Raw genomic sequence first — 25,683 nt, 5'->3', positions numbered from 1 at the left:
ATATCCCCCGAACCGTAGGTGTGTTTCTCCCGTCGGCCCGAAGTCCGGCAGGAGCGCGGGCCACTCGCGTGGCCTACTTCACACAGAATAATCGTGGATCGCCCCGACGGCAGGGCAGGATGGCAGGCGGGCCGCGAACTCGCGATCGCCCATTTCCGCCAGGGCCGCGGACGCGGCCCTCGACCCCGAGCAGGAGCATCATCGTGGGCCAGGTCAGTGCCAGCAGTTCGATCACCGTCGCCGCTTCCCCACAGGACGCCGTCGCGGCGATCGCGGACTACGCGACGGTCCGTCCGAAGATCCTGTCGGACCACTACTCGGGCTACCGGGTGATCGAGGGCGGGCAGGGCACCGGCACGGTCGTGGAGTGGGCACTGAAGGCCACCGAGAAGCGCACCCGCAACGTGCGCGCCACAATCACCGCGACCGACGACACCGTCACCGAGACCGACGGCAATTCCTCGATGGTGACGACGTGGACCGTGGCGCCGGCCGACGGTGGATCGACCGTGACCACGACGACGTCCTGGACCGGGGCCGGCGGTATCGGAGGATTCTTCGAGAAGACGTTCGCGCCGATCGGTCTGCGCAAGATCCAGGAGCAGGTTCTCGCGAACCTCGCGCGCGAACTGGGCTGACAGTCCGGTGCACCCCGGCGCTGGTGCGGCCGAATCCCGACTACGCTGACAGGACATACTCCGGAAAGGACCCAGCAGTGCAGCCAGGTGAATTCGGGCAGCCAGGTCAATTCGGGACTCCGGGCGGGCCCGACATGTCCCAGCTCTTGGCGCAGGCCCAGCAGATGCAGCAGCAGTTGATGGCGGCTCAGCAGCAGATCGCGGAGGCCCAGGTCACCGGTCAGGCGGGTGGGGGACTCGTGTCCGCCACGGTCAAGGGCACCGGCGAACTCGTCGCGCTCGAGATCGATCCCAAGGTGGTCGACCCCGACGACGTCGAGACCCTGCAGGATCTCGTCATCGGAGCGGTGGCCGACGCGTCGAACAAGGCGCAGGAACTCGCCGCGGACAAGCTCGGTCCGCTGGCGGGCGGACTTCCGGGCCTGCCCGGCTTCTAGAGGCGGGCGCGTGTACGAAGGTCCGGTCCAGGATCTGATCGACGAGCTCGGCAAGCTCCCGGGAGTGGGCCCGAAGAGTGCCCAGCGGATCGCTTTCCATCTGCTGGGCGTCGAGCCTCCGGACATCGACCGGTTGATGTCTGCGCTGCAGAAGGTGCGGGACGGCGTCCAGTTCTGTGTCGTGTGCGGGACCGTGTCGGCGGAGAAGGAGTGTCGGATCTGCGCCGACCCGCGCCGCGACCGCACGATCGTCTGTGTCGTCGAGGAACCCAAGGACGTGCAGGCCGTCGAGCGGACGCGTGAGTTCCGCGGCCTGTACCACGTGCTCGGCGGGTCGCTGGATCCGTTGTCGGGGATCGGCCCGGACCAGTTGCGCATCCGGGAGCTGCTCGCACGCATCGGCAATCAGCAGGACGGCGTGGACGTCGCCGAGGTGATCATCGCGACCGATCCGAACACGGAGGGCGAGGCCACCGCGACCTACCTGTACCGGATGCTCCGTGACTTCCCGGGGCTGACCGTGACCCGGCTCGCGTCCGGGCTGCCGATGGGTGGGGACATCGAGTTCGCCGACGAGTTGACGCTGGGGCGAGCGCTGTCGGGCCGGCGGGCACTGTGAGCGGCGGCGAGCGCAACAAAGCTGTGAGCGGCGGAGGTGCTGTGAGCGGCGGCGAGGCGAAACGTACGTCGCAGCAGACTCGGGCGCTGATCGTCGAGGCTGCCGGCCGTGCGTTCGCGACGCGCCCGTACCGGGAGATCACCCTCAAGGACATCGCCGAGGACGCCGGGGTCAGTGCGCCGTTGATCATCAAGTACTTCGGCTCGAAGGAGCAGTTGTACGACACCCTGGTGGATTTCCGTGCGGCCGCGACGATGCTGTTCGACGGTCCGATCGAGGGGCTCGGGGAACGCATGGTGGCGCTGTTCGCGCGACCGCTCGAGCCGTACAAGCCGCTGTCGATGAACATCCTCATGATGAGCGGTGCCGGTGAGGAGAGTGCGCGCAAGCTGCGGGAGAACTACTCGACGCAGATGATCGACGCCCTCGCGCAGCGCCTGTCCGGACCCGACGCACGGTTGCGGGCAGAGTTGGTGATGTCCATGGTCACGGGCCTGGCCATGATGCGTCGCCGGATGATGCAGGACCACGCGACCGGTACCGCCGACGAGGTGGTGGCGCGGTACGCGCCGTTGGTGCAGGAGTTGCTGGACGACTGACCCCGAGTTGCCGGGTAAACGGGCATTCACCTACAGTGGTGAACGTCGGTTTACTTGCGCGTGAGGAGGGGCATGACTCTGGCTCCGCCCCGCGTGGCCGTTCCCTCCCGATCGACGGGTTCGCGCTTCGTGTTCCCGATTCTCGCCGTCGGTGGTGTCTTCCAGGCGATTCTGCAGACCGTCATGGTCCCCCTGTTGCCGAGCATGCCGGCGCTCACCGGCGCGAGCATCACGGCCGCGTCCTGGCTGATCACCACGACCCTGCTGGTCGGTGCCGTCGTCACCCCGATCTTCGGCCGCCTCGCCGACATGTACGGCAAGAAGAGGATGCTGATCGCGTCCTTCGCGCTGATGACTGTCGGTTCCCTCGTCTGCGCCACGACGTCCGACATCACCCTTCTGATCGGCGCGCGTGCGTTGCAGGGCGCCGGAGCCGCGGTCATTCCGATCGGTATCTCGATCCTGCGTGACGAACTCCCGCCGCACCGCGTCAACCGGGCGGTGGCGACCATGAGTTCCACGCTCGGGCTCGGAACCGCGCTCGGGCTGCCGTTCGCGGCGTCGATCGCGGAGTACGCCAACTGGCACACCGTCTTCTGGGTGACCTCCGGTCTGGGGCTCGCGCTCATCGCCGCGACGGCCCTGTTCATCCGGGAGTCGCCGGTGCGCACCGGCGGCAGGTTCGACGGGGTCGGCGCCGTCGGCCTGACGGCAGCGCTGGTGAGCCTGCTGGTGCCCGTCACACAGGGCAGTACCTGGGGGTGGACCAGCCCCGCCGTGCTGTCGATGGTGGCGGTGTCGGTGCTGCTGTTCGGGATCTGGGGATTCCAGCAGTTGCACACACGGAACTCGCTGGTCGATCTGCGTACGTCCGCCCGCCGGGCGGTGCTCATCCCGCACGCCGTCGCCATGTTCGTCGGGTTCGCCTTCTACGGGAACGCGTTGATCACCACCCAGCTGCTGCAGGCCCCCGCGGACGGGTCCGCCGGGTACGGGCTGACGATCTTCCAGGCGGCGCTCTGCCAGCTGCCGCTGAGCCTGTCGATGATCGTGTTCTCCCAGGTGGGCGCGTCGATCTCCGAACGTCGCAGCCCCAAGCTCACCGTTCTCGTGGGGGCGCTCGCGCTCGTCGCCGGGTACGGGATCCATGCGGTTCCGGACAAGCCGCTCTGGCTCGTGGTGACCGCGCTCGGGGTCGCCGCGACGGGTACGGCACTCGTCTACAGCACACTGCCGTTGCTGCTGCTCCCGGCCGTCCCGCAGACGCAGATGGCAGCCGCGAACGGGGTCAACGTGTTGCTGCGGTCGGTGGGAACCACCATGTGCAGCGCCGTCGTCGCCACGATCCTCGCGGCAACCGCAGCGACGACGGCGGGCTTCACGCTCGCCTACCTGGTCTGCGCGGTCCTCGCCGTCACGGTCTTCGTCGTGTCGCTCGCACTGCCCGGTGGTGGCGTGCGACGCGAGACCGCGGTCGTCTCGGTCGAGTGATCCGCATGACGGGCAGGCATGCGTCTGTCGGTGTCCGTGTCTAATCTCCTACTGGGAGGAATTCGAGAGCGCCGGGGGGACGATGAGCAACGAACGCGATGGAGTAGAGGGCCGGGCTGCCGGATCTTTCCGAGCGCCTGTTTCCGAACAGGTGTCGGGAGACCGTCGATTGAAACGTGGTTTCCACACCTCCGCGGCGGTGACGGTATTGCTCGGCCTGCCGTGGCTGTCGGCCAGCATCATGGTGGTGTGGCTGGTGACCGAAGTGGTGATGCCGGACAGTGTCTTCCGCTGGGTCGTTCTCGGGGTGTTCCTGGCGTCCGGGCTCCTGGTGTTCTGGCCTGTCGCGGAGGCAATCATCGCGCGGGCGATGTTCCGCGTGCGCGCTCCCACTGATCGAGAGAAGCGCTACCTCGATTCCGTGTGGAGTCCGGTCGCCACCGCCGCCGGAGTCCGGCCGGACAGGTATCGGTTGTGGATCGAGGAATCGGACGCGGTCAATGCATTCGCCGCAGCGGGACACACGGTTGCGGTCACGCGGTGGGCGCTGTCGTCGCTACCACCGCATCAGCTCTCCGCGGTGTTGGCACACGAACTCGGGCACCACATCGGCGGGCACGCCTGGGCGAGCTTGATCATGTACTGGTACTCGGTGCCCGGCCGTGTGGTGGCGCGCGCCCTCTATCGAGTCTACTACTGGACTCTGGTGGTTGTCGGGACCATTGCATCCGCATTCGACCGGACGGGCTTGGTCGGGTGCACCGCCACGATTCTGCTCCGTTCGTTTCGCTTTCTGACACTGGTGGTGCTGGTCGGTCTGGCCCTGTCGGTGCACCCAGTGTTGTTGGCGCTGTTCGCTGTTCCGCTGGTGCTCGCCTGGTTTTCCCGGAGGGGAGAGAAGTACGCCGACAGGATCGCTGCCGAACTGGGGTACGGCCCGGCACTGATCGAGGTATTCCAGAGTTGGATCCACCAGGGTCGCGACACGAGAGTGCGAGAGCAGGGGATGCGCGCTCAGTTGTTCGCGTCGCATCCCACCTGTGCGGATCGGATCCGTGCGCTGGAGAAACGTCTGGACAGGACGCGCTGACACCTCGGTGACGTATGGGGCAGAAACGAGTTTGCCGCCGGATCACTCCTGCGCCGATTCCGCGATCTCCTTGATCGCGGCCAGCCGACGATCCCAGGCCGCGCCGATCTCGTCGAGCGCGCGGGCGGTGGCCGCGAGCTGAGCGCCCAGTGCGCGGAAGCGCAGCTCGCGGCCCACCTTCAGCGGCTCGACCAGCCCGGCGGACTCCAACGACGACAGGTGCTTGGCGATCGCCTGGCGCGACACCGGGAGTCGGCTCGCGAGAGCCGACGCGGACAGATCGGCCCGTCCGAGTTCGGTGAGGATCGACCACCGTGTCTCGTCGGAGAGGGCCGCGAACACCGTGGCGAGGCGGGCGTGTTCGGTCCGGGTGCTCACACCCGCGTCCCGGTGAGGTACTCGGCCAGATCTCCGAGTTCGATCCGCCAGCCCTCGACGTTGCCCTCCCGCAGCCGGCGCTGGTCGATCTCGTCGCGATCGAGTGTCTCGAATCCGGTTTCGGTCACGGTCAATTCCGTGCCCTCGGGGTGGTCGACGAGGGTGAACCGTACGAGTGTCGACTGGCCCGCGGTGGGTGGCGTGTGTACGTCGGCCGCCCAGCGGAAGCCGAAACTGGCAGGCGGCTGCACCTCCGTGACCTCGATCTGGGACGGGCCATACTCGTCCCAGGTGAATACCCCGCTGCCGCCTACCCTCAGGTCGAGTTCGGCGGACTGGCCCAGCCATCGTCCGATCTGCTCGGCCTCGGTCAACGCCGCCCAAACCCGCGCGCGAGGCGCGGCGATCACGACGGTGCGGGTGATGCTCAGTTCGTCTGCTGTCTGCTCGGTGTTCGCTGTCCGGTCGGCGTTCACTGCGTTCTCCTCGGTCCTCGGCGACATCAACTGCAACTCGATAGTTGCACATCGGTGTCGTGCCGGGCAAGGGGCGTGATGCGGTGAATCCGGTTCATTTCCCGGTGAATCGGGCGGCGCGGCGTTCGAGGAAGGATTGGACGCCCTCCGCCCCGTCGGCCGTCCCGAAGAGTGCGGTGACATCCGGAACCAGGTGCTTCGCCGCCTCCTCGTCGCCGTCGGCGCGGCTGCGGTGTGCCGATCGAAGAATGGACCGGACGCCCAGCGGCGCCGAACTCTCGGCGATGGAGCCGGCGATCTCGTCGGCGCGCGCGACGGCGGACCCGGCGTCCGGAGTGACCTCCTGGACGAGTCCGATGCGGAGCGCCTCGGCGGCATCGAACTCGTCTCCGGTGAGGATCCACCGCATCGCGTTCCCCCATCCGGCCTCGCGCCAGAAGCGAAGCGTCGCACCCCCGAACGGGTAGATGCCGCGCTTCACCTCGAGCTGGCTGAACCGGGTGGTCGACGCGGCGACGCGAATGTCCGCGGCCAGGAGCAGTTCGATCCCGAGCGTCATGCACCAGCCCTGGGTGGCGGCGACCACCGGTTTCGTCCACCGGTGGTCGAGGCGCCACGGATCGAGCGCGTCGTCCGGGTACGGGATCTTTCCGGAGGTGAGTGCCGGCGCCACGTCGGCGAGGTCCAGCCCGGCGGTGAAGTGCTCGCCGTGGGCGTACAGCACGCCGACGCGGAGGTCGTCGTCCCGTTCGAGCAGTGCGTAGGCGCGCCCGAGGTCGGTGATCATGTCGGTGGTGAACGCGTTGCGCTTGTGGGGCCGGTTCAGGCCGATGCGCAGCACGTGGCCGGACCGCTCGACGGTGACCGTGGGGTCGTCAGTCATCGATCTCTCCTCCTCGGGTGTCGGTGCTCGCCGGCCGGTCGAACTCGACCCGGACGGAGACCGGATCGGTCTGCAGGCTCTGGAACGTGGCTGCCACGATTCGGGACCGGAGGCGCCCGGGAACGAAGGTGAGGGCGCGGGCTCGCACGTCGTCGTCGGGGACGAGGCGGGCCTGCCCCGGAATCCATTGCCCCCGCCGGAGAAGGCGAGTGCGCGGGTCGTCGACGAGATTGAGTACCCACCCGGACCCGGATCCGTGCTGCGCGATGAGCCAGGCTCCGTGATCGTCGAATGCGGCAGCGACCGGAACGCGCCGAGCCTTACCGGATTTGCGGCCCGTCGTCTCGATCTCGGACACGAGCTCCGGGACGAGGCGCAGGCGGGTGAGCGCTCGGGTCGCGGGGTTCGCGACGTACCGGCCGACGAGGATCTCGGTGCGGCGCTTGCGTGCGAGCTGCGGGTCGAGTCTCGATGTCACGGGGGCTCCTCGGGTGGCTGCACTCGGCGGGTGGGTGCCTACTGTTACTCGGAGTGCTGATATCGCCGACGCTAGTAGAATGATCGGTCTACTGCAAGGCTCTGTTCGGGAGGATGCCGATGACCGCGAGTGCACGAGACCGGTTGATCGCCGGAGCGATCGAGCTGCTGCGTACGAAAGGCGTGGCCGGAACGAGCGTCGCGGACCTCGTCGCCGCCAGTGGCACCGCCCGTCGATCGATCTATCTCAACTTCCCGGACGGCCGGGAGGAACTTCTCGAGGCGTCGTCGAGGGCGGCCGGAGCGGTGATGTCGGCGCAACTGCGCAGTGCGCTGGATGTGGACGATTCCGCCGAGGCCCTCACGGAGTTCGTCCGGGTGTGGGCGGACGCGCTGGAAGGGAGCGACTACCGCGCGGGCTGCCCGATCGTCGCCGTCGCTCTCGGCGGAGACCAGGTTCCCGCCGGCCCGTCGATCGCCGCCGAGGTCTTCGCGGACTGGACGGGTGCGATCGCCGACCGACTCGTTCGCGGGGGCGTCGACGAGGACACCGCCGCGTCACTGGCCACGATGATCGTCGCCTCGATCGAAGGAGCGACCGTCATGAGCATTGCGCAGCGGTCCACCGAGCCGCTCGATCGAGTGACGTGGCACCTGCGAGAGCTCGTCGCACTCCACGGTTGAGCTCGCACGGGCGTCAGGCGCGCAGGCGCTCGCGGCGAAGCTGATCGACCTCGGGAAGGTCGAGCGGTGCCAGCTTCGTGACGCCGAGGGCGCGTGCGAGCAGCAGGTCCGCGAGTTCCGGGTTGCGGGCGAGCACCGGGCCGTGCATGTAGGTGCCGAGCACCGATCCCTGTACGACCCCCTCGAGGCCGTCACCGACGCCGTTGCCGACGCCGCTCTTCACCCGCGCCAGCGCGCGCGCATCGGCGCCGAGAGTCGTTCCGCCGCGGTGATTCTCGAATCCCGTGAGCGGGGCGCTCAGTCCGTCGAGAAGCGGCGTCGTGACAACCTCGCCGATGGATCGGTTCTCCTGTGGCGCCGTCGTGACGTCGAACATCGAGATGCCGTCGACCCTCTCGCCCGCGGACGTCTCGTACCAGTGGCCGAGCACCTGGATCGCCGCGCAGATCGCCAGCACCGGAGCCCCGCGCTCGGCGGCCTCCTGCAGGCCGGGGTAGCGGGTGAGGTGGCGGGTCGCCAGCCGCTGCGCGTAGTCCTCGGCGCCGCCGAGGGTGTACAGGTCGAGCGAGTTCGGCACCGGGTCGTTCAGGGTGATCTCGACGATCTCCGCGTCGTGTCCGCGCAGACGCAACCGCTGACGGAGCACCAGGGCGTTGCCGCCGTCGCCGTACGTGCCCATCACGTCGGGCAGGACGAGACCGATCCGGACGGTGGACTCAGACACTGCGCGTCTCCTTCGCGAGGGCGGTGTTCAGATCGCGGAACGCGGTGTAGTTCGCGAGCACCTCGACGCGGCCCGGCGGGCAGGACGCGATGGCGCGCAGGGGATCCGGTTCGAGAGTGTGATCCACCCCGGCGTAGGTGAGGCGCACGGCGAGGTCGGTGCCGCGTTCGCCGGCGGCGACCACCTTGACGCCCTCGAAGTGCTCGAAGCGTACGTCCCACAGCCAGGACAGGTCCTCGCCGTCGGGGACCTGTCCGTTGACGGCGATGACCAGCCCGTCCACGGAGGGGTCGATCATCGACAGCGCTTCCTGCCAGCCGGCGGGGTTCTTCGCGAGCAGCATGTGCACCGAGTGCGGCCCGACCTCCACCGTGCTGTAGCGGCCGGCGACCTCCTGGACGGTGGACGCGGCCGCGACGGCGTCGTCGGCGCGCGCGCCCATCGCGACGGCCGCTGCCACGGCCTGGGCGGCGTTGCCGCGGTTCGCCCGGCCCGGTAGCGACAGCGTCATCGGGATCTTCACGCCGTCGGGGCCGTACAGGTTGTCGTCGTCGAGCCACCAGTCCGGTTCGGGGCGTGCGAAATCCGAGCCCGTGCTCCGCCAGTGGGCGCCTTCCCAGAGGATCGGTTCCCCGGTGCGCGGGCAACTCGCGGCGTCGCCGGCCCACCCGCCGCCCGCGGCGACCCAGACCACCTTCGCCGCGTCGTAGGCGGCGGACGTGACGAGCACGTCGTCACAGTTGGCGATGATCGTGGCGTCCGGATGGGCGGCGACGGCGGCGCGTAACTTCCGTTCGATCATGTTGATCTCGCCGACCCGGTCGAGCTGATCGCGGCTCAGATTGAGCAGCACGATCGCCTCGGGGCCGACGGCGTCGGCGACGTGGGGTACGTGGAGTTCGTCCACTTCGAGCGCGGCGAGCGGCGCGTGGATGCGGGCCGAGAGTGCCGCCACGATCCCGGCGTCCATGTTCGCGCCGTCCGCCTGGGTGGCCACCTCGCCGAGGGTGGACAGCGCCGCCGCGGTCATGCGAGTGGTGGTGGACTTGCCGTTGGTGCCGGTGATCAGGACTGCGCGCCGACCCGCGCCGATGCGGGCGAGGAGGTTCGGCTCGATCTTCAGCGCGATCAGTCCGCCGATCATCGAGCCCTTGCCGCGTCCGGCCTTCTGCGACGCCCAGGAAGCTGCGGCGGCGGCCTGTAGTGCCAGGCGTGCGCGCACGCCCATTCTGCTGGTTCCCACCGGCCGAGTGTGGCACAGCCGGTTCGGCGATGCGTATCGCGGCGGAGCGATTCCGAGGCATTCTACCAAGCACTTGCTAGGGTGCTGAGATGCCGATCACATTCCGAGGTGGTTTCCGCAGGTTCCGTGCCGTCGCGGCCCTCGCCGCAGCAGGCCTTCTCCTCGCCGCCGGCACCGCCACCGCGCATGCCGAGCCGATCCCCGAGAACTACAACTTCTTCGCGGGTATCCCGAACGAACTGGCCGATCCAGGCGGTTCGCTCCCGGGCTCGAACGACTTCGAGTGCGAGCCCACCGCCGAACGTCCCCGCCCCGTGGTCCTCGCGCACGGGACCGGCGGCTCGCAGCAGACCAACTGGGGCGCCTACGTGCCGATGCTGGCCAACGCCGGCTTCTGCGTGTTCGCGCTCACCTACGGGGCCGTGCCCGGCGCGCCGTGGCCGTTGTCCGCGATCGGCGGGATGGCGCCCATGGAGGACAGTGCCCGCGAGTTCGGTGACTTCGTCGACCGGGTGTTGGACGCCACCGGGGCGGAGTCGGTGGACGTCATCGGGCACTCCCAGGGCACGGTGGTCCCCACGTACTACCTGAAGCATCTCGGTGGTGAGGGAAAGATCTCCCGCTACGTCTCGATCGCGCCGGCCTGGTCCGGCACCACCCTGCTCGGGGCGGACGCCCTGGGGTCGTTCGCTCGGGAGCTGGGAATCGACGGCGCCTCGCTGGTCCCGATCTGCCAGGCGTGCGGCCAGGTGACGGCAGGCTCGGACCTGTTGGCCGAGATCGCTTCCGGTGGCACCCCGTACGTCCCCGGTGTCGAGTACACCAACATCGCCACCCGCTACGACCAGCTCGTCGTCCCCTACACCCAGGGGCTGGTCCCCGGTCCACCCGGCTACTCGGTGCGCAACATCGTCGTGCAGGACACCTGCGACACGGACTACTCCGACCACCTGGCGATCGCCGGCTCGCAGCGTGCCGCGTACCTCGCCCTCAACGCCCTCGATCCGGACCACCCGCGCCCGGTTCCGTGCACGTTCGTCCCACCCTTCACCGGCTGACGACGGGGGCCGGCGACGCGACCTGCCCGCCGGGTGCCGGCGCTGCCGGCCGGTGCGTGCCGGTGACCGCGGCACCCGCCCCGACGATCACGATCGCCGCGCCGAGCAGGGCGAGCACACTCGGCTGCTCGTGCAGGACGATCCACGCGGCCGCGATGCCGACGATCGGGACGAGAAGCGAGAAGGGGGCCACCGACCCGGCGGGATTGCGGCTCATGAGGGCGGTCCAGATCCCGGAGCCGACCAGGGTGCCCAGCAGCACGATGTAGGTGAGCCCGGCCAGTGCGGGCAGCCCCGCGGGAGTCCAGGACGTGGCCACCGCGTCCCAGCCCGCGCCGGGGCCTTCCACCGCGAGGGACAGTGCGAGCAGCGGCAGGGGCGGGACGACGCACATCCACAGCATCACCCGCATCGGTTCGGCGGACGCGGCCCGGCGGTTGGCGAGGTTGCCGAACGCCCACGACAGTCCGGCGAGGAGTGTGAGTACCACGGGGAGCAGTGCTGCATGGTGCGCCCTGTCCCAGCCGATCAGCGTCATTCCGGCGACGGCGAAGACGATCCCGGCGACCTGCACCGCGCTCAGACGCTCGCGGAGCAGTAGTGCACCGAGCACGACGGTGAACGGTGCGGACGACTGCAGGACCAGCGAGGCGAGCCCGGTCGGCATGCCCGCGTCCATCGCCCAGAACAGGAAGGCGAACTGCCCGACGCCGAACCCGAGGCCGTAGCCGATCAGCCACCTCGCCGGGACGTTCGGACGCGGAACGAACAGGACGACGGGTACGGCGATCACCAGGAATCGCAGTGCCGCGAAGAAGAACGGCGGGAAGTGGTCGAGCGCCGTGCGGATCGCCAGGAAGTTCAGTCCCCACAGCACGACGACGGTCAGTCCGAGGAGGCGATCGCGGGTGGTCACGAGATTCATCGTGAGTGCTTCGAAAGATCAGGACAAGCGAATAGAAGTACACCAACGATGTAGCTTTACTTCATGAATGCGGAGCGTCTGAGGATCCTGCGCGAGCTCGCGGATCGCGGCACGGTGGCCGCCACCGCGACGGCACTGTCGATGACTCCCTCCGCCGTGTCGCAGCAGCTCAAGATTCTGGCGCGTGAGGCGGGAGTCGATCTGCTCGAGCCGGACGGGCGGCGCCTGCGCCTCACCGATGCCGGGCGGGCACTGGTGGTGCGCGCCGACGACGTCGTCGCCGCCCTCGACCGGGCCGACGCGGAGATGCAGGCCTACCGCGGATCGCCACGCGGAACGGTCCGTGTCGCACTGTTCCCGTCCGGTGCCGCGCTCCTGCTGCCGCGGTTGTTCACGGCCCTGGCCGGTAGCGGAGTGGACGTCGAAGCCCGCGACGAGGACCTCCCGGCCTCCTCGGTGCCGGCACTGCTCGCCGACTACGACGTCGTGCTCACCCACCGCGACGAGCGTGCACCGGAGAGCTCGTCGCCGCGAGTCACGGCGGAACCGCTGATGCGTGAACCCATCGACATCATCCTGCCCCCCGAGCACGTGCTGGGCGGGCAGGACGCGGTACGTCTCGAACAGCTCGCGGATGCAGCGTGGATCAGTGTGCGCGGCGGTTTCCCGGTGGACGACGTGCTGCTGTCCGTCGCCGCCGCGACCGGCGTCCAACCGCGAGTGGTGCACCGCATCAACGATTTCCGGGTCATCGAGGAGATGGTGTTCGCGGGTCACGGCGTCGCACTGCTGCCTCGGCACGCGGTGGCCCGTCCGGGAGTGGTGCGCCTGCCGCTGGCCGGGGTGCGCGCGGCCCGGATCTACGAGTTGGCGCGGCGCTCCGCGGCCGACCGCAGCCCCGCCGTCGCCCGGGTGCTGGAGGGGTTCCGGGAAGTGAGCCTGCAGGTGCAGCGCCGCACCGACGGCACCGGCCCGATGTGACATCGGTTCGATCGAGCGAAACCGGTGTGACATCGGGCCGGCGGTGGAGGTGAGTGCCGGTTGCCCGTCAGGACGCCGGGGCGGTCCCCGAGGTCTTGCTCAGCGCGTGTGCCTTGAGCGAGTCGAACTCGGCCTGGGTGATCGTGCCCGAATCGAGTAGTGCCTTCGCATTGGCGATCTCCGCGGTCGGGGTCGTGCCTGCCACCTCGCGGATGTACGAATCCTGCTCGCTCTTGGCCTGTTTCGCGGCCGATTCGTACCGCTTCGCCATCCCGTCGCCCTTGACGATCAGGTACACCAGTGCCGTGATGAGCGGAAGGATGAACAGGAAGATCACCCACGCCGCCTTGGCCCAGCCGGACGACTTCGAGTCACGGAACAGGTCCGAGATGATCGCGAACAGCAGGATCAGGTAGGCCACGAACGCAAACGTGACGATGATGATCCACAGGACGTCCCAGAACGAATCGATGTAATCCATAGAGCGGCTCCATTCAGACGAGATCCGAGGTACTACCCGAACGCTCTCACGGACCGGCTCCGCCCACGTCACCCTTGGCGGGTGAGATGCCGCAGGTGACGATGGTTCTCGTTCCGGTCAGTCCAGACCGCGATTGACCGCCGAGACCACGGCGCGCAGCGACGCCGTCGTGATCGACGGGGCGATACCGACACCCCAGACCACCTTCTGCTCGCCGGACGGGCCGCTCACCGCGCACTCGACGTAGGCTGCTGCCTGGGCGTCGTCACCGGCGGACATGGCGTGCTCGGAGTAGTCGAGAACCCGCACGTCGAACCCGACGGTGCCCAGGGCATCCACGAACGCCGCGAGCGGGCCGTTGCCGCTGCCGGAGATCTCCTGCTCCTTGCCGTTCACCTTCACCGTCGCGGTGATCGAGTCGATGCCGCCGTCGACCTCCGAGGCGGTGACCTTCTGCTTCATCCGCTCGAGCGGCGTGACCGGGGCCAGGTACTCCTCGGAGAAGATGTCCCACATCTCCTTCGGCGAGATCTCGCCGCCTTCCCCGTCGGTCACCTTCTGCACCGCTTGCGAGAACTCGATCTGGAGGCGACGGGGCAGGGCCAGGCCGTGGTCGGTCTTCATGATGTAGGCGACGCCGCCCTTGCCGGACTGCGAGTTCACCCGGATCACGGCCTCGTAGGTGCGTCCGACGTCCTTCGGATCGATCGGCAGGTACGGAACCTCCCAGACGATGTCGTCGACGTCGGAATCCTGGTCGTCGGCGGCGATCTTCATCGCGTCCAGGCCCTTGTTGATGGCGTCCTGGTGGCTTCCGGAGAACGCCGTGTAGACCAGGTCACCGCCGTAGGGGTGGCGCTCGGCGACGGGCAGCTGGTTGCAGTACTCCACGGTGCGCCGGATCTCGTCGATGTTCGAGAAGTCGATCTGTGGGTCGACGCCGCGGGTGAACAGGTTCAGCCCCAGTGTGACCAGGCAGACGTTGCCGGTGCGCTCGCCGTTGCCGAACAGGCAGCCCTCGATGCGGTCCGCGCCGGCCTGGTAGCCGAGCTCGGCCGCTGCCACGCCGGTGCCGCGGTCGTTGTGCGGGTGCAGCGACAGGATGACCGAGTCACGCCGGGCCAGGTTCCGGTGCATCCATTCGATCGAGTCGGCGTACACGTTCGGGGTGGCCATCTCGACGGTGGCCGGCAGGTTGAGGATCACGGGATGCTCGGGCGTGGGCTGCAGAACCTCGGTGACGGCGTCGCACACTTCCTTCGCGTAGGACAGTTCCGTGCCGGTGTAGGACTCGGGGGAGTATTCCCAGCGCCAGTTCGTGTCCGGGTACTTCTTCGCTTCTTCGAGGACCAGCTTCGCGGCGGTGGTGGCGATCGTCTTGATCGCCTCCTTGTCGGCACGGAACACGACCCGGCGCTGGAGCACCGACGTCGAGTTGTAGAAGTGCACGATCACGTTGCTCGCGCCTTCACACGCCTCGAAGGTGCGCTTGATCAGCTCCTCGCGGCACTGGGTGAGGACCTGGATGGTGACGTCCTCGGGGATCGCCCCGTCCTCGATGATCTCGCGGACGAAGTCGAAGTCGGTCTGGCTGGCGGAGGGAAAGCCGACCTCGATCTCCTTGTAGCCCATCCGGACCAGCAGATCGAACATGCGACGCTTGCGGGCCGGGCTCATCGGGTCGATCAGGGCCTGATTCCCGTCACGGAGATCGACGGCGCACCACTGGGGGGCGCGGTCGACGACCTTGTCCGGCCAGGTGCGGTCCGGGACGGAGATCTGCTCGACTTCCTCCGCGAAGGGGCGGTAGCGGAACGTCGGCATCGACGAGTTCTTCTGGGTGTTCCACACCGGCTGGTCGGCGGGTGCAGGTTTGGTCGGCGGCGTCGTGGTGCGCGAACCGGAGGTGAATGCGTCGGCGGGGGACATGGGATGAACTCCTACAGGTGCGGACTTCGTGAGTCCTGAGACTGAGTCGACCGGCGCACGAGAAACCCCGCGACGAGGAGCCAGTCTGGATCAGGCCCCGTCGCGGCAACCAAGAAGGAGTGCGCGCTGCATCACTCCACTGTACGACAGGTGCCGGGTGCGGCGGCACCCGGCAGGGGGCCCGTTCCCGTTTTTCGGGCCCGAGCAGGCCCGGCAACCGGGATCAACACGACAATCGAGACATCGTGCAGCCCGTGATCCGACAGCCGCGGCCCCCTCGCACCGGCCGGATTCGCCACGGCGCCGTCCTCGTCGTGCGGTACGAATGGGGTGTGGAACGACAGAGCGCTCGAGAAGGTGTCGCCGACGAACAGGTCGCGGTCGCCCGCGCCTACCTGGACGCGTTGATCTCGCACGACGGATACGGCGTGCCCATCGCGCCCGGCGCGGTCAGGTACGAGGTGGGACTGAAGACGGCCCGTAACGGCAGACACCTGCGGAACAGTCTCACGAGCGGGCCACAGTTCCGGCTCGTGCGGGCGATCCGCGATGCCACGTACTCGGTCGACGGAGACGACGTCATCGTCGACTATCTGCTCGACGCCGGGATGTTCGGCCGTACCTGGATGACCGTGCAGGTGCACGAGATCTTCCGCATCCCTGTCGACGACTGCAGGATCCACCGCATCGACGCCCGGATCCGACCGTACCGAGGCACCCGGCCTACGGCCGTGAGCGCTCCTTGATCCGGTGCCCGCTGAGGATCGAGACCCGGTTGAACGCGTTGATCGTCACCGCGCCCCACACGAGGAGCGAGATCTCGTCTTCGGAGAGGAACCGGCGTAGCGGGGCATACTGCTCGTCGTCGAGGTGCTCGCTGTTCACCTGGGTGACGCCCTCGGCGATCTCGAGTGCCGCGCGTTCCCGGACCGAGTACAGGTCGACTTCCCGCCAGGCGGGGAGTACGGCGATGCGCTGCGGGGTCTCGCCGGCGACGAGTGCCCGGTGGGTGTGCAGATCCAGACAGAACGCACACCGATTGATCTGCGAGACACGGATGTTGACCAGTTCGAGAATCGACCGGTCCAGGCCGATCTCGGCGGCCCGGTTGCCGATCTCGACCGCCACCGCACCGAGCGCGCGATAGACCGTGGGGGACTGCTTGTCGACGGGGACCCGGAAGGGACCGGTCACTTCGTGGACTCTCGGACCACGTCGAGCGCCTCCCGGGTGACCGGATCGACGTGGTCGGCATAGGCGTCGTGCTTCTCGAGGTACTTCTTGACGTACGGGCAGACCGGGACGATCCGCTTGCCCGCGGTGATGGTGTTCGCGAGTGCTTCCTGGACCAGGATTCCCGCCAGTCCCTGGCCGGAGAACTCTTCACCGACCTCGGTGTGGAAGAAGATGCGCTGATCACCGGAATCGACGTACTGCGTGAATCCGGCGAGATGGTCGTCGCTGTGGATCTCGTAGCGGTGCAGGGCCTCGGCGTGTACGACTTTGGCGTCCGTCATATCTCCACTATGCCGTAACCGCCGTCCCGGGGTCAGTCGTCCGCGCGCGTCACCCGTTCGACCAGCACTGCACGTGTGGCCTGCCACGCCGACGAGTCCACGCGGCCGAAATCGCCGTGCCCCACCCCGGGCAGCATGATCACCTCGACGTGTTCGCCGTGTGATCGTGCGGCATCGGCGAAGTGGCGAGGCTGCTCGGGGGAGACGGTCCTGTCCTCGGTGCCGTGGAGCGCGGTGACCGGGACACCGAACGGTAGGTGTGTGATCGGCGACGCCCAGTGATAGCGGTCGGGTAGTCCATCGGGAATGCCGCCCAGCAGATTCCGGACGAACTGGTCACCCGCGTCGGCTGCGCGGCGCATGTCCAGGACACCGGCCATCGTCGTCACGCTGCGGACCGGGACATGCGGACGCTCGCCGGGGGCTGCGGGATCGGACGTCGTCGCGCGCGCTGCGATCCAGGCGGCGAGCTGGCCTCCTGCGGAGTGGCCCGTGACGTGTACGCGGTCGAGATCCAGCCGGCCCTCGGCATGATGCTGGACCTCGCTCACGAGGGCATCGGTCGCGGCCACGACATCGGTGAGCGTGACGGGCCAGCCTCCCGCCCCGCCGACCCTGCGGTACTCGATGTTCCACACGGCGATGCCCTCGCGGGTGAGATCGGTCGCGAGCGGCCCGGTGTAGGTGAGATCGTGCGTCTGGCCCCAGCCGCCACCGTGAATCATGACCACGACCGGCAGGTTGTCGCCGCCGCCCGGGAGGTAGAGATCGCCGAAATTGTCCGGAGCCTCGCCGTAGGGAATCCGGATGGGGCCGCTGGCAGTGGAGTACCTGGCGGCCTGAGCGGGCGCGGCGATGTCGGCGGCGCCACACCCGGCGACGAGTGCGGTGACCGCGGCGAGCGCCGTCAGGGCCGGCCACGATCGGCGTATCGCACTCCACACAATCGGCGAGGTTACGGGATGCGCCGCGGTTAGCATCGGGATACGCCCAGCGAAGGAGCCCACATGCCCCACCATCCGTTGCAGTTCGGCTGGTTCCTGACACCCGACGCCGGTGCCCCGGAAGCATTGCTGGACACTGCATCTCTTCTCGACCACACGGGTTTCGACCTGATCGGGATTCAGGACCATCCCTACCAGTCCCGGTTCCTCGACACCTGGACGCTGTTGTCGGCCGTCGCGGCCAGGACCGAGCGTGTCACCGTGTTCCCGGACGTCGCCTGTCTGCCGCTGCGCCCGCCCGCGGTGCTCGCGAAGTCGGCGGCCAGCCTGGACCTGCTGTCCGGCGGCCGGGTGGAACTCGGTCTCGGAGCCGGTGGGTTCTGGGACGCCATCGCAGCGATGGGCGGGCCGCGTCGTACGCCCGGAGAATCGATCGCCGCGTTACGTGAGGCCGTCGAAATCTGTCGGCTGATGTGGAGCGGGGAGCGGTCGGTGTCCTTCCCCGGCGAACACTATTCCGTCAAGGGTGTGCATCCGGGCCCCGTTCCCGCCCACGACATCGGGATCTGGGTCGGCGGGTACAAGCCGAAGATGCTCCGGCTCGTCGGCGAGATCGGTGACGGCTGGGTGCCGTCCCTCGGCTACATCGACGAAGCCGGCCTCATCGCCGCGGCGGCTGTGATCGACGACGCGGCCACCCGAGCGGGACGCGACCCGGCATCGATCCGCAGGATCCTCAACGTCGGCGAGATCGAACCGGGCGCCGACGCCGTGGACACCCTGGTGTCGCTGGCCCGCACCCAAGGGTTCGACACGTTCATCCTGGCGGGCACCCCTACCGAGACCACGGCGAGGTACTTCACCGGCGAGGTGTTCCCCCGGGTGCGCGACGCGGTGGGTGAGTGACAGCCGCTCGGCCGTCACAGGCGCTCCCCTTTTCCCGTTGTTGCTCCCGAAGGTTCGAGAGCAACAACGGGAAAAGGGGAGCGGTTCGGTCAGGCGCCCGTTGCGAGGTCGTCGCCGAGGCCGAGAGATTCTGCGGCCTCTCGCAGCGCGTCGATCACGAGTTGGACCGAGGCTCGGGGCGTGCTCGACGCGCGGTGTGCCACGGACACCGTCCGGAAGAACGGATCCTCGAGCGGAACGATGTCGATCCGCTCGGGCACGAGTGACAGACCCAGATCCGAGACGAGGGTGACGCCCAGACCGGACGCCACCATCGCCAGAGCTGTCGCCTGCTCGCCCACCTCGTGTCGGATCACCGGGTCGAAACCGGCCTGCTGACACGCCTGCCGCACCGCCTTGCCGAAGTGCGATCGGGGACCGGCGAGTATCCAGGGTTGCCGGGACAGTTCGGAGAGCTGGATCGAATCGGACTCGGCCGTTCCCGGGGCGAGTGCCGCGTACATCCGCTCCCGGGCGATCACTGCCCGGGAGAGCGACGGATCCCATGCCATCGGGTAGTTCGAGTAGTCGATGACGAACGAGAAGTCGAGCGCCCCGTCCCGCACCGCGCCGGCCGTCTCCTCGGGAGCAAGCTCCTTGGTACGCACCTCGATACCCGAGTGATCCCGCTCGAGGATGCCCAGCGCGGCAGGCAACAGGCCCGCAGCCACCGACGCCCACACTCCCGCGGTGAGCCGCGCGGACACGCCGCTGCGGGCCGTCTCCATCGCGATCGTGGCCCGGTCCACGGTCGCCAGGATCTCCTCGGCGTGTTCGGCCAACACGAGACCGGCCTCGGTGAGCACCATCCGCCGCCCCCGCTTCTCGAACAGCCGGGTCCCGGCATCGCGTTCGAGGAGAGCGAGCTGCTGCGACACCGCGGACACCGTGTAGTTCAACGACTGGGCGGCAGCGGTCACCGTGCCACGCCGACTCAATTCGCGGAGCAGCTTCAAGCGGTGCAGCGACAACTCCATAGACGAACGATATGGCGCGGCGGCGGTCCGCGCCGCAAACAGTCCATTCTTCGTGAACGAACAGGTCCAGGAAGAGTAACTGGACGCGGAGCCGAAACCGCCCGCATGCTGTGTACACGGCCGCATTTCGAGCACCGCGGCCGATTTTCGAACACCGTCACCCCTATCGCACAGCCCTGTTCCGGAACACCCGTCAGGGCGACCCAGTCGTCTTCCCGACACGACGGCAACTCCAGAACACGACCGAATCCCAACCGCAGGAGGAATCGAAGTGACTATTGCGGACCACCCCCTCCACCGGTTGAGCACGGACCGGCCCAGCGTGCCGGCCCTCCTGTCTGCCCCGGCCCGTGAGGCCCACACCACCCCGGCACCCACACCTGCCGTGCCCTCGCGGCACGAGCCCGTCATGCGGATCGAGTGGACGGACTACGACACCGAGGCGCGCGGCTACCTCGTCGTCGACACCCTCGTCTCGGGGATGGCGACCGGCGGAACCCGCATGCGCAAGGGCTGCACGATGAGCGAGGTCGAAGACCTCGCCCGAGGTATGTCCGCGAAGACGGCCACGTTCGGTCTCCCCATCGGGGGCGCCAAGGGCGGCATCGACTTCGACCCCAAGGATCCGCGTGCCGTCGACGTCCTCACCCGGTTCTGCGATGCGATGCGTCCCTTCCTGGACCGGCACTGGGTCACCGCCGAGGACCTGGGGGTTCCGCAACATCTCATCGACGAGGTGTTCGCCCGGCTCGGGATGCGCCAGTCGTACCACGCGGCGATCGAACGCTCGACCGACCCGGCGGCCACCACCGAGCGGGTGATGGCCGGCCTCAACGCGCACGCGCGGGGCGGACCGCTCGGAGACGTCATCGGCGGGTACGGAGTTGCGCAGGCCTGCCTCGCTGCCGCGGCGACCTGGGGGTGGCGTACCGCCGACACCACCGTCGCGGTCCAGGGAATCGGCACCATGGGCGGCGGTGCCGCCTGGTACCTGCACGACGCAGGCATGACGATCGTCGCGGTCGCCGATGCCGAGGGCACGCTGTACGACCCCAACGGTCTCGACATTCCCGCCCTACTCGGCACCCGCAATGCGTACGGCGAGATCGACCGGACTCGCGTCCCGGCGCACGTACAGCAGCTCCCGCGCGACGCCGTCCTCTCCACGGCGGTGGACATCCTCGTCCCGGCTGCCGTCTCCTACGCCCTGCGTGGTGACAACTGCGCGCACGTCGATGCGCGGGTGGTCGTGGAGGCAGCCAACGCCGCCACCACGCCGGACGCCGAACTGGACCTGACGGCCCGCGGGATCGCGGTGATCCCCGACTTCGTCGCCAACGCGGGCGCGGTTGCCTGGGCCTGGTGGTTGCTCCTCGGCTACGTCGGTGACGATCCGGACGACTCGTTCGACCGGCTGCGCAGCGAGATGACCGACAAGGTCGGCGGACTGCTCGCCACGTGGGAGCCGGCGCAGGGGCCACTGCGGTGGGCCGCCGACGCGTCGACCGGCCGCGGACGCGTAGCCACGCCGATCCACATCCCCTGAAGCCGTCTCCGGGACCTCCCTCCCGTCACTAACCGTGACGAGGGCTCACCGCGACCACCCCGGTGATCGTGCCCTGGACGTACTCCCCTCGCGGGGTGATCAGGGCAGACATCTGCAGTGGATCGTTGACGATCGTGCCGGGCATCGGCGTCGTGTGCAGCACGGCGCCGGACACCGGGTCGACGGCGGTGAAGGCGAAGCCGTCGACGGGCGTGGTCGTCGTGGAGGAGCCGAGCATCTCGCCTCGGGCGACCGTGTAGACGAGCCCGTCCGCGGTGGACAGGTGGGGGACGGCGGAACTGCGGACGCCGTTCTCCCACACCGTGTGGCATCCCGAGGAGTCGAGATCGACACGGGTCATTCCGCCGGTGAACGGCGCGGACTCGGGGACTGCGGGGCCGGCGCCGTCCGGGACGGTGGGGTACGGGTATCCGTAGGTGCCCGCGACGATCACCGTGTTCCCGATACCGATGGGCGAGTTCTCGCTACCGGGTCCGCCTTCCGCGAGCACCGGTTGCGAGCACACGAGTTCGCCCGTTCCACTGCGGTACACCAGCAGCGAGACCTGCTCGTCCGCGTTGTCCACGATGGCCACGTACTCGGTGCCTGCCTGCGGCCCGAAATAGGTGGGGGTGGATCCGGTGCCCCAACTGAGCTGCCCCGGTTTCCGTGCGCCGCCCCGGTCGTACGGGGCGCGCCAGACGACGTGCGGGGAGCCGTCCGCGCCCGTCGTCAGCTCGTACAACGCGTGGGTGGTGGCCACCGCGGTTCCGTGGGGGGAGGTCGAGATGCTGTTCTGGACCTGCTCTCCCTCCGGCAGTGCCACCGTGCGCACCGCCCCGGCTTGGTCCACCGTGCCGACGATGCCCTTCCCCGTCGCGAACCACACCGTGCCGTCCCAGTCGGGTGCGAGTCCCGTGACGGCGTCGTCCTCGGCGATGGAGCCGCGCAGATCCGTCGACTCGTCGATACGGAGCGACCACCCGCCCGCGGTGCGGGAGTGGGCGACCCGCACGAGTTGCCGGTGTCCGTCGACCGCGACCAGCCGGTCGGCGTCGTCGAGGTAGGCGTACACGCCCCCGAGCAGGCTGCCCTTCTCGAGAGGGAGTTGGGCGACGGACGCCCCACCGAACGCGACGCCGTCTCGCGGCAGTGCCGACGGGTCGATCAGGTGCACCGTCGGCACCTGGCCCAGCACGCTCGTGCACAGTGCGACGATCATGCCGTCCGAGCCCTCCAGCAGCGTTGGGCAGGCGGCCGCCAGTGGCGCGGAACCCACCGACACCGGGCCCGCGCCGGGGCCGGCGAAGGGCGTCGCGTCCGACGATCCGGCGTCGCCGTGCATCGTCGAAGTACCCGTCGGTCCGAGGAAGGGGTTCGGCGGTGCCAGCGGCCCCCACGGTTGGGCGTGTGCCACTCCACTTCCGGCGAGGGCAGCGGCCAGAACTGCGGTGGTCGTGGCGAGTACGACGCGCACACTGCGGCGCTGAGTCACGAGAGAACCTCCCTGTCGGACGTTTGTCCGGGTCAGTGTGGCAGACGCGACATCTCGATGACGGTCAGACCGAGGGAATCGAAACGTGCCAACAGTCCGCGCAGCGCCGTCGGGCTCGACACCGGTCCCTGGAGCGTCGTGAAGGCACGTGGCGCCTCCACCGTCGACAACTCGGGAAACGCGGCGAGGACCCGCTCGGACAGCTCCCCGCTGATCGTGAACGAGTACCGGACGTACGGGGGCCACGTCGATTCCGAACAGGCCATCACGGGCTCCTCACTGTCGTGCGGGGTGATCTCAGCATCGACGGTGAGCGGGGCCGACGCCTCACCCGTAATTGATGAATCGAGCTCGCGCGAGAGTAGGAACGGCGCAGTGAATCCGACCCGCGCGTCGGGCGTGCCGGTGGTTCGGAGTGTCGGTCGAAGGGCCGGGGAGTCACAGAGATGTCAGAGCAATCCCTGCTGTCGGGCGGCGGCGATCGCGCCGCGTCGCGAATTGACGCCGAGTTTGCGGTAGATCCCACGCAGATGTGTCTTCACGGTGTTGACGGACACACACAGGTCCGCCGCGATCTGTTCGGACGTCCGCCAGGTCGGGAGCTCGAGCAGAAGCTCGAGTTCTCGACGGGTCAGCGTGCCGTTGCTCGTCGTACCGACGGAGGGGAAGGTGGCCCGGATGTGTTCGGCGAACGAGTTCGCGCCGCCGAACCGGCCGCTCGATTCCGCGAGGAGGTCCCGGACCGGGGAACCGGCCTCGTGGAACGGACGGACGAGGCTGCCCGGCTCGGCCAGTTCGAGGGCACTGGTGAGGGCCTCGTGCGCTCGGACGGTGCGCGCGTCCGCGACCGCCGCCTGTGCCTCCACCAGCCATGCCGCCACCGTGCCCGAACGGGCTCGGCACGACACCTCGCCGGAGACGATCGGTGCGACGGTGCGCCGTGCGGCATCCCAGTGGTGGTCGTGGATGCTGACGAGTGCGCGCAGCAGCGCCACCTCCGCGACGGAGTCCGGGTCGGACGCCACGTCGCGGACCAGGTCGTTGGCCCGGCGGGCCTCACCTGCGGCGAGAGAGGCGGTGAGCACCGCGGGGAGCAACGCGGCGAGGAGGGGGCGGGGCACCGCGCGCGTGGGTAGCGGGTGCAGGCTCGCGTGTACGCGAGCGAGAACGGCGTGCAGGCCCGGCGACGCTGCCCGGGATGACTCGTCTCGCTCCGCGTCGGCGAGGTCGTAGAACTCTGCGGCGGCGGTCGCGAAGCGGGCCAGATCCGAGTCGTGTTCGCGGAGAAGCCGGTAGGCCAGCGCCGCCGATCGCCCGGTGCGGTTCTCGCCGCGTTGATAGCTGATGGTGGAGGCTGCCAGGATTCCGATCGCACCGCTGACGGTGTCCTCGGCCGTGGCGGTCGGTGCCGATCGGGGGACCGCCGCGTGGCAGTCGGGGGTGCCGGTACCGCGTGCCACGGCGAGGACGGCGTGAGCCGCGGCGGTGTGGGCGGCGATCCGTGGACTGACCGCATATCGGGCGTGCGAGCGCGCCTCGGTGAGGACCCGGTCCGCAGCGTCCAGATCGCCGGTCGCCGTCAGCGCTCGCCCGTGCTGGAGGGCGGCGTAGGCATCGAGGTCCGCGTATCCGGTCGCTTCCGGATGCGTGCCGTGGCCGGGAAGGCCGCCGTCGTCGACGGCGATGTGGGTGCGCAGCGCCTCGGTGAGGACGGCGGCGCGATGGTCGAGTGCCGGCGCACTGTCGGCGAGGGCGGCTGCGGCCACCTCGGACCGGCCGGAGTGCACCGACACGGCGGCGTGGATCGAGCGGACCACGGAGTTCTCGAGGACGCGCCGCGGCGCCCGCGCCAGGTGGACCTCGACGGCGTCACCGTGCCCGTCGAGAACCAGGGGGAGCCCCGATCGCTCGAGAACCCGCACGATCAGTTCGGTGTCGGCGGCGTTGACGGCGTGCTCGAGGGCGACCAGTGGTTCACCGAAGTCCTCGTGCCACTGGGAGACCGTCGTCTCCAGTTCGCCGATCGCCCGGCGCCCGAGTCGGGTGATCTCGGCACGGAGATAGCTGCGCAGGAGCGGGTGGTACCGGAAACGAACGGGCGCCCCCTCGATCCGGGTGATGAGGAAGTTGTGCCGCTCGAGCCACTCGATCTGCGCCCCGGCATCCGCGCGTCTGCTGAGGTCCTCGGCCAGCTCGACGGTGAAGGACTCGGGAACCGAGGTGTGGAGGAGGACGTCGCGCACCGGGTCGGGAGTGCCCGCGAGCACCTCCTCGATCAGGTAGTCGGCGACCGGTCGGCGATCCCCCCGGAAATCGTCGATGAACGAGGCGTGGTCGGCGTGGCCTGCCAGCGACATCCCTGCGAGCCGTATCCCGGCAGCCCATCCTTCGGTGCGTTCCATCAGGGCAGCGAGTTCACGGCTGTCGAGCCGGACGCCGTGCTGGCCGAGGATCGCGGAGGCCTCGTCGGGAGAGAGTGCGAGGTCGTCCGCGGTCACCTCGAACAGTCTGCCGTCCAGCCGGAGCCGCTGTAGTGCCAGTGGTGGTTCGAACCTGCCGCTGATGACGGTGCGCACGTGTGCGGGTTGGTGACGGAGGTAGGTTTCCAGCCCGGAGAGGACATCGAGCCCGGCCAGCAGGTGAGCATCGTCGATGACCAGGTGCACTCGGGTCGCCGCGGTGGCGAGAGCCTCCGCGAGCTGTGCACCGAAGTCCGAGGGGCCCTGCTCGAGGCCGGAGCATGCCTCGACCAGTGCCTGATCGCCGGTCGCGCGGACGGCACGGAGGCAGGCGTTCGCGAAGTCGGTCGCGCTGGAGTCGTCCTGCGCGGTGATCCAGACGACGACCGGGGGGTCGGGTTCGCCCGCGAGGCGGTCGGCCGCGTCGGAGAGCAGGCGGGTCTTTCCGGACCCGGCCGGTGCGCAGATCAGTGCGACGTCAGCGGCCTGTTCTCCGACGAGGACGGGTCTCAGGGCATCCAGCAGCCGCTCCCGCGGCACCGTCCGGTGATCCGCACGCGGCGGATCCGTACTCCTCGATATCGGCACCTCGACCTCGTTCCCACTGTTCTCGGGTCCCGCGGGAACCCGAAATCCCGACTGTGACCCGAAATCTCGACTGTGCACAGTAGGCCGTGAACACGGTCC

General features: G+C 68.9%; 28 protein-coding genes. 12 read left to right on the top strand and 16 right to left on the bottom strand.

From position 1 onward, the window contains the following. The first annotated feature begins 203 nt into the window (after positions 1-203). The 6 genes from G4H71_RS08535 to G4H71_RS08510 all read left to right on the top strand — a co-directional run bounded on the left by G4H71_RS08535 (position 204) and on the right by G4H71_RS08510 (position 4,874). Complete coding sequence (locus tag G4H71_RS08535; protein ID WP_072737361.1) at positions 204-638, top strand: SRPBCC family protein; 435 nt, start codon at positions 204-206, stop codon at positions 636-638. Positions 639-772: 134 nt separating this feature from the next. After that, positions 773-1,075 carry a YbaB/EbfC family nucleoid-associated protein gene (locus tag G4H71_RS08530; protein ID WP_072737360.1) on the top strand — a complete coding sequence of 101 codons (303 nt, stop codon included), beginning with the start codon at positions 773-775 and terminating at the stop codon, positions 1,073-1,075. Positions 1,076-1,085: 10 nt separating this feature from the next. Further along, positions 1,086-1,694 carry a recombination mediator RecR gene (gene recR, locus G4H71_RS08525; protein WP_072737359.1) on the top strand — a complete coding sequence of 203 codons (609 nt, stop codon included), beginning with the start codon at positions 1,086-1,088 and terminating at the stop codon, positions 1,692-1,694. Positions 1,695-1,735: 41 nt separating this feature from the next. Then, positions 1,736-2,293, top strand: coding sequence for a TetR/AcrR family transcriptional regulator (locus tag G4H71_RS08520; protein ID WP_072737550.1), 558 nt, complete (start codon positions 1,736-1,738; stop codon positions 2,291-2,293). Between the two features lie 72 nt (positions 2,294-2,365). After that, a complete protein-coding gene (locus tag G4H71_RS08515) occupies positions 2,366-3,784 on the top strand; it encodes an MFS transporter (protein WP_072737358.1) in 1,419 nt (472 codons plus the stop codon). Positions 3,785-3,983: 199 nt separating this feature from the next. Further along, complete coding sequence (locus tag G4H71_RS08510) at positions 3,984-4,874, top strand: M48 family metalloprotease (protein WP_175460996.1); 891 nt, start codon at positions 3,984-3,986, stop codon at positions 4,872-4,874. A 42-nt stretch (positions 4,875-4,916) separates the two neighbouring features. On the opposite strand, the gene G4H71_RS08505 is transcribed toward G4H71_RS08510, so the two are convergent. The 4 genes from G4H71_RS08505 to G4H71_RS08490 form a co-directional block, all read right to left on the bottom strand. Then, positions 4,917-5,252: an ArsR/SmtB family transcription factor gene (locus G4H71_RS08505; RefSeq protein WP_072737356.1), complete on the bottom strand. Its 336-nt coding sequence runs from the start codon at positions 5,250-5,252 to the stop codon at positions 4,917-4,919. Continuing rightward, complete coding sequence (locus G4H71_RS08500; RefSeq protein WP_246442376.1) at positions 5,249-5,728, bottom strand: SRPBCC domain-containing protein; 480 nt, start codon at positions 5,726-5,728, stop codon at positions 5,249-5,251. The genes G4H71_RS08505 and G4H71_RS08500 overlap by 4 nt, the downstream gene beginning before the upstream one ends. 94 nt (positions 5,729-5,822) lie before the next feature. Then, complete coding sequence (locus G4H71_RS08495) at positions 5,823-6,611, bottom strand: crotonase/enoyl-CoA hydratase family protein (RefSeq protein ID WP_072737355.1); 789 nt, start codon at positions 6,609-6,611, stop codon at positions 5,823-5,825. After that, positions 6,604-7,089 (bottom strand): nitroreductase family deazaflavin-dependent oxidoreductase, encoded by a 486-nt coding sequence (locus G4H71_RS08490; RefSeq protein WP_072737354.1) that lies wholly within the window; start codon positions 7,087-7,089, stop codon positions 6,604-6,606. Before G4H71_RS08490 ends, G4H71_RS08495 begins: the two co-directional genes overlap by 8 nt. 119 nt (positions 7,090-7,208) lie before the next feature. On the opposite strand from G4H71_RS08490, the gene G4H71_RS08485 reads away from it, so the two are divergent. Next, the gene (locus G4H71_RS08485) at positions 7,209-7,772 is read left to right on the top strand and encodes a TetR/AcrR family transcriptional regulator (RefSeq protein WP_072737548.1); all 564 of its coding nucleotides are present in this window, start codon (positions 7,209-7,211) and stop codon (positions 7,770-7,772) included. Positions 7,773-7,785: 13 nt separating this feature from the next. Here G4H71_RS08485 and G4H71_RS08480 read toward each other — a convergent pair whose 3' ends face one another. Both G4H71_RS08480 and G4H71_RS08475 read right to left on the bottom strand, forming a co-directional pair. Beyond that, entirely contained in the window at positions 7,786-8,496 is a 711-nt protein-coding gene (locus G4H71_RS08480; RefSeq protein WP_072737353.1) for a type 1 glutamine amidotransferase, read from the bottom strand. Continuing rightward, a complete protein-coding gene (locus G4H71_RS08475; protein WP_083343048.1) occupies positions 8,489-9,724 on the bottom strand; it encodes a MurT ligase domain-containing protein in 1,236 nt (411 codons plus the stop codon). The genes G4H71_RS08480 and G4H71_RS08475 overlap by 8 nt, the downstream gene beginning before the upstream one ends. A gap of 104 nt (positions 9,725-9,828) precedes the next feature. Here G4H71_RS08475 and G4H71_RS08470 point away from each other — a divergent pair, with 104 nt between their 5' ends. Further along, positions 9,829-10,797: an esterase/lipase family protein gene (locus G4H71_RS08470; RefSeq protein ID WP_072737351.1), complete on the top strand. Its 969-nt coding sequence runs from the start codon at positions 9,829-9,831 to the stop codon at positions 10,795-10,797. On the opposite strand, the gene G4H71_RS08465 is transcribed toward G4H71_RS08470, so the two are convergent. Continuing rightward, positions 10,787-11,713: an EamA family transporter gene (locus G4H71_RS08465; protein WP_072737547.1), complete on the bottom strand. Its 927-nt coding sequence runs from the start codon at positions 11,711-11,713 to the stop codon at positions 10,787-10,789. The genes G4H71_RS08470 and G4H71_RS08465 overlap by 11 nt on opposite strands. A 72-nt stretch (positions 11,714-11,785) precedes the next feature. Here G4H71_RS08465 and G4H71_RS08460 point away from each other — a divergent pair, with 72 nt between their 5' ends. Next, a complete protein-coding gene (locus tag G4H71_RS08460; protein WP_072737350.1) occupies positions 11,786-12,703 on the top strand; it encodes a LysR family transcriptional regulator in 918 nt (305 codons plus the stop codon). A gap of 67 nt (positions 12,704-12,770) precedes the next feature. On the opposite strand, the gene G4H71_RS08455 is transcribed toward G4H71_RS08460, so the two are convergent. Both G4H71_RS08455 and leuA read right to left on the bottom strand, forming a co-directional pair. After that, positions 12,771-13,175, bottom strand: coding sequence for an SHOCT domain-containing protein (locus G4H71_RS08455; RefSeq protein ID WP_174561834.1), 405 nt, complete (start codon positions 13,173-13,175; stop codon positions 12,771-12,773). Between the two features lie 126 nt (positions 13,176-13,301). Beyond that, complete coding sequence (gene leuA / locus G4H71_RS08450) at positions 13,302-15,113, bottom strand: 2-isopropylmalate synthase (RefSeq protein WP_072737348.1); 1,812 nt, start codon at positions 15,111-15,113, stop codon at positions 13,302-13,304. Between the two features lie 254 nt (positions 15,114-15,367). Between leuA and G4H71_RS08445 the strand changes: the two genes are divergently transcribed. Beyond that, complete coding sequence (locus G4H71_RS08445; protein ID WP_246442379.1) at positions 15,368-15,859, top strand: DUF8021 domain-containing protein; 492 nt, start codon at positions 15,368-15,370, stop codon at positions 15,857-15,859. Here G4H71_RS08445 and G4H71_RS08440 read toward each other — a convergent pair. The 3 genes from G4H71_RS08440 to G4H71_RS08430 are packed head-to-tail and all read right to left on the bottom strand — an operon-like array spanning position 15,837 to position 17,574. After that, complete coding sequence (locus G4H71_RS08440; RefSeq protein WP_072737347.1) at positions 15,837-16,307, bottom strand: carboxymuconolactone decarboxylase family protein; 471 nt, start codon at positions 16,305-16,307, stop codon at positions 15,837-15,839. The genes G4H71_RS08445 and G4H71_RS08440 overlap by 23 nt on opposite strands. Next, positions 16,304-16,630 (bottom strand): GNAT family N-acetyltransferase, encoded by a 327-nt coding sequence (locus G4H71_RS08435; RefSeq protein ID WP_072737346.1) that lies wholly within the window; start codon positions 16,628-16,630, stop codon positions 16,304-16,306. Before G4H71_RS08435 ends, G4H71_RS08440 begins: the two co-directional genes overlap by 4 nt. 32 nt (positions 16,631-16,662) lie before the next feature. Further along, positions 16,663-17,574, bottom strand: coding sequence for an alpha/beta hydrolase family protein (locus tag G4H71_RS08430; protein WP_246442382.1), 912 nt, complete (start codon positions 17,572-17,574; stop codon positions 16,663-16,665). A 63-nt stretch (positions 17,575-17,637) separates the two neighbouring features. On the opposite strand from G4H71_RS08430, the gene G4H71_RS08425 reads away from it, so the two are divergent. Continuing rightward, entirely contained in the window at positions 17,638-18,480 is an 843-nt protein-coding gene (locus G4H71_RS08425) for an LLM class flavin-dependent oxidoreductase (RefSeq protein ID WP_072737345.1), read from the top strand. Between the two features lie 89 nt (positions 18,481-18,569). Here the strand turns inward: G4H71_RS08425 and G4H71_RS08420 are convergent, their stop codons facing one another. Beyond that, positions 18,570-19,496, bottom strand: coding sequence for a LysR family transcriptional regulator (locus tag G4H71_RS08420; RefSeq protein ID WP_072737344.1), 927 nt, complete (start codon positions 19,494-19,496; stop codon positions 18,570-18,572). Between the two features lie 409 nt (positions 19,497-19,905). Between G4H71_RS08420 and G4H71_RS08415 the strand changes: the two genes are divergently transcribed. Further along, on the top strand, positions 19,906-21,042 hold the full coding sequence (locus G4H71_RS08415; protein ID WP_083343049.1) for a Glu/Leu/Phe/Val dehydrogenase dimerization domain-containing protein: 1,137 nt from the start codon (positions 19,906-19,908) through the stop codon (positions 21,040-21,042). Between the two features lie 28 nt (positions 21,043-21,070). On the opposite strand, the gene G4H71_RS08410 is transcribed toward G4H71_RS08415, so the two are convergent. From G4H71_RS08410 to G4H71_RS08400, 3 genes are all read right to left on the bottom strand, one after another. Then, positions 21,071-22,537: a hypothetical protein gene (locus G4H71_RS08410; protein ID WP_072737343.1), complete on the bottom strand. Its 1,467-nt coding sequence runs from the start codon at positions 22,535-22,537 to the stop codon at positions 21,071-21,073. A gap of 32 nt (positions 22,538-22,569) precedes the next feature. After that, positions 22,570-22,803 (bottom strand): DUF8691 family protein, encoded by a 234-nt coding sequence (locus G4H71_RS08405; protein WP_072737543.1) that lies wholly within the window; start codon positions 22,801-22,803, stop codon positions 22,570-22,572. 183 nt (positions 22,804-22,986) lie between these two features. Continuing rightward, positions 22,987-25,584 (bottom strand): winged helix-turn-helix domain-containing protein, encoded by a 2,598-nt coding sequence (locus G4H71_RS08400; RefSeq protein ID WP_169847134.1) that lies wholly within the window; start codon positions 25,582-25,584, stop codon positions 22,987-22,989. Between the last annotated feature and the right edge of the window lie 99 nt (positions 25,585-25,683).

The sequence above is a fragment of the Rhodococcus triatomae genome, from assembly GCF_014217785.1.
GTDB classification, from domain to species: Bacteria; Actinomycetota; Actinomycetes; order Mycobacteriales; family Mycobacteriaceae; genus Rhodococcus_F; species Rhodococcus_F triatomae.
The sequence above is the reverse complement of the archived record's forward strand: the minus strand, read 5'-3'. Positions and strand labels throughout refer to the sequence as shown.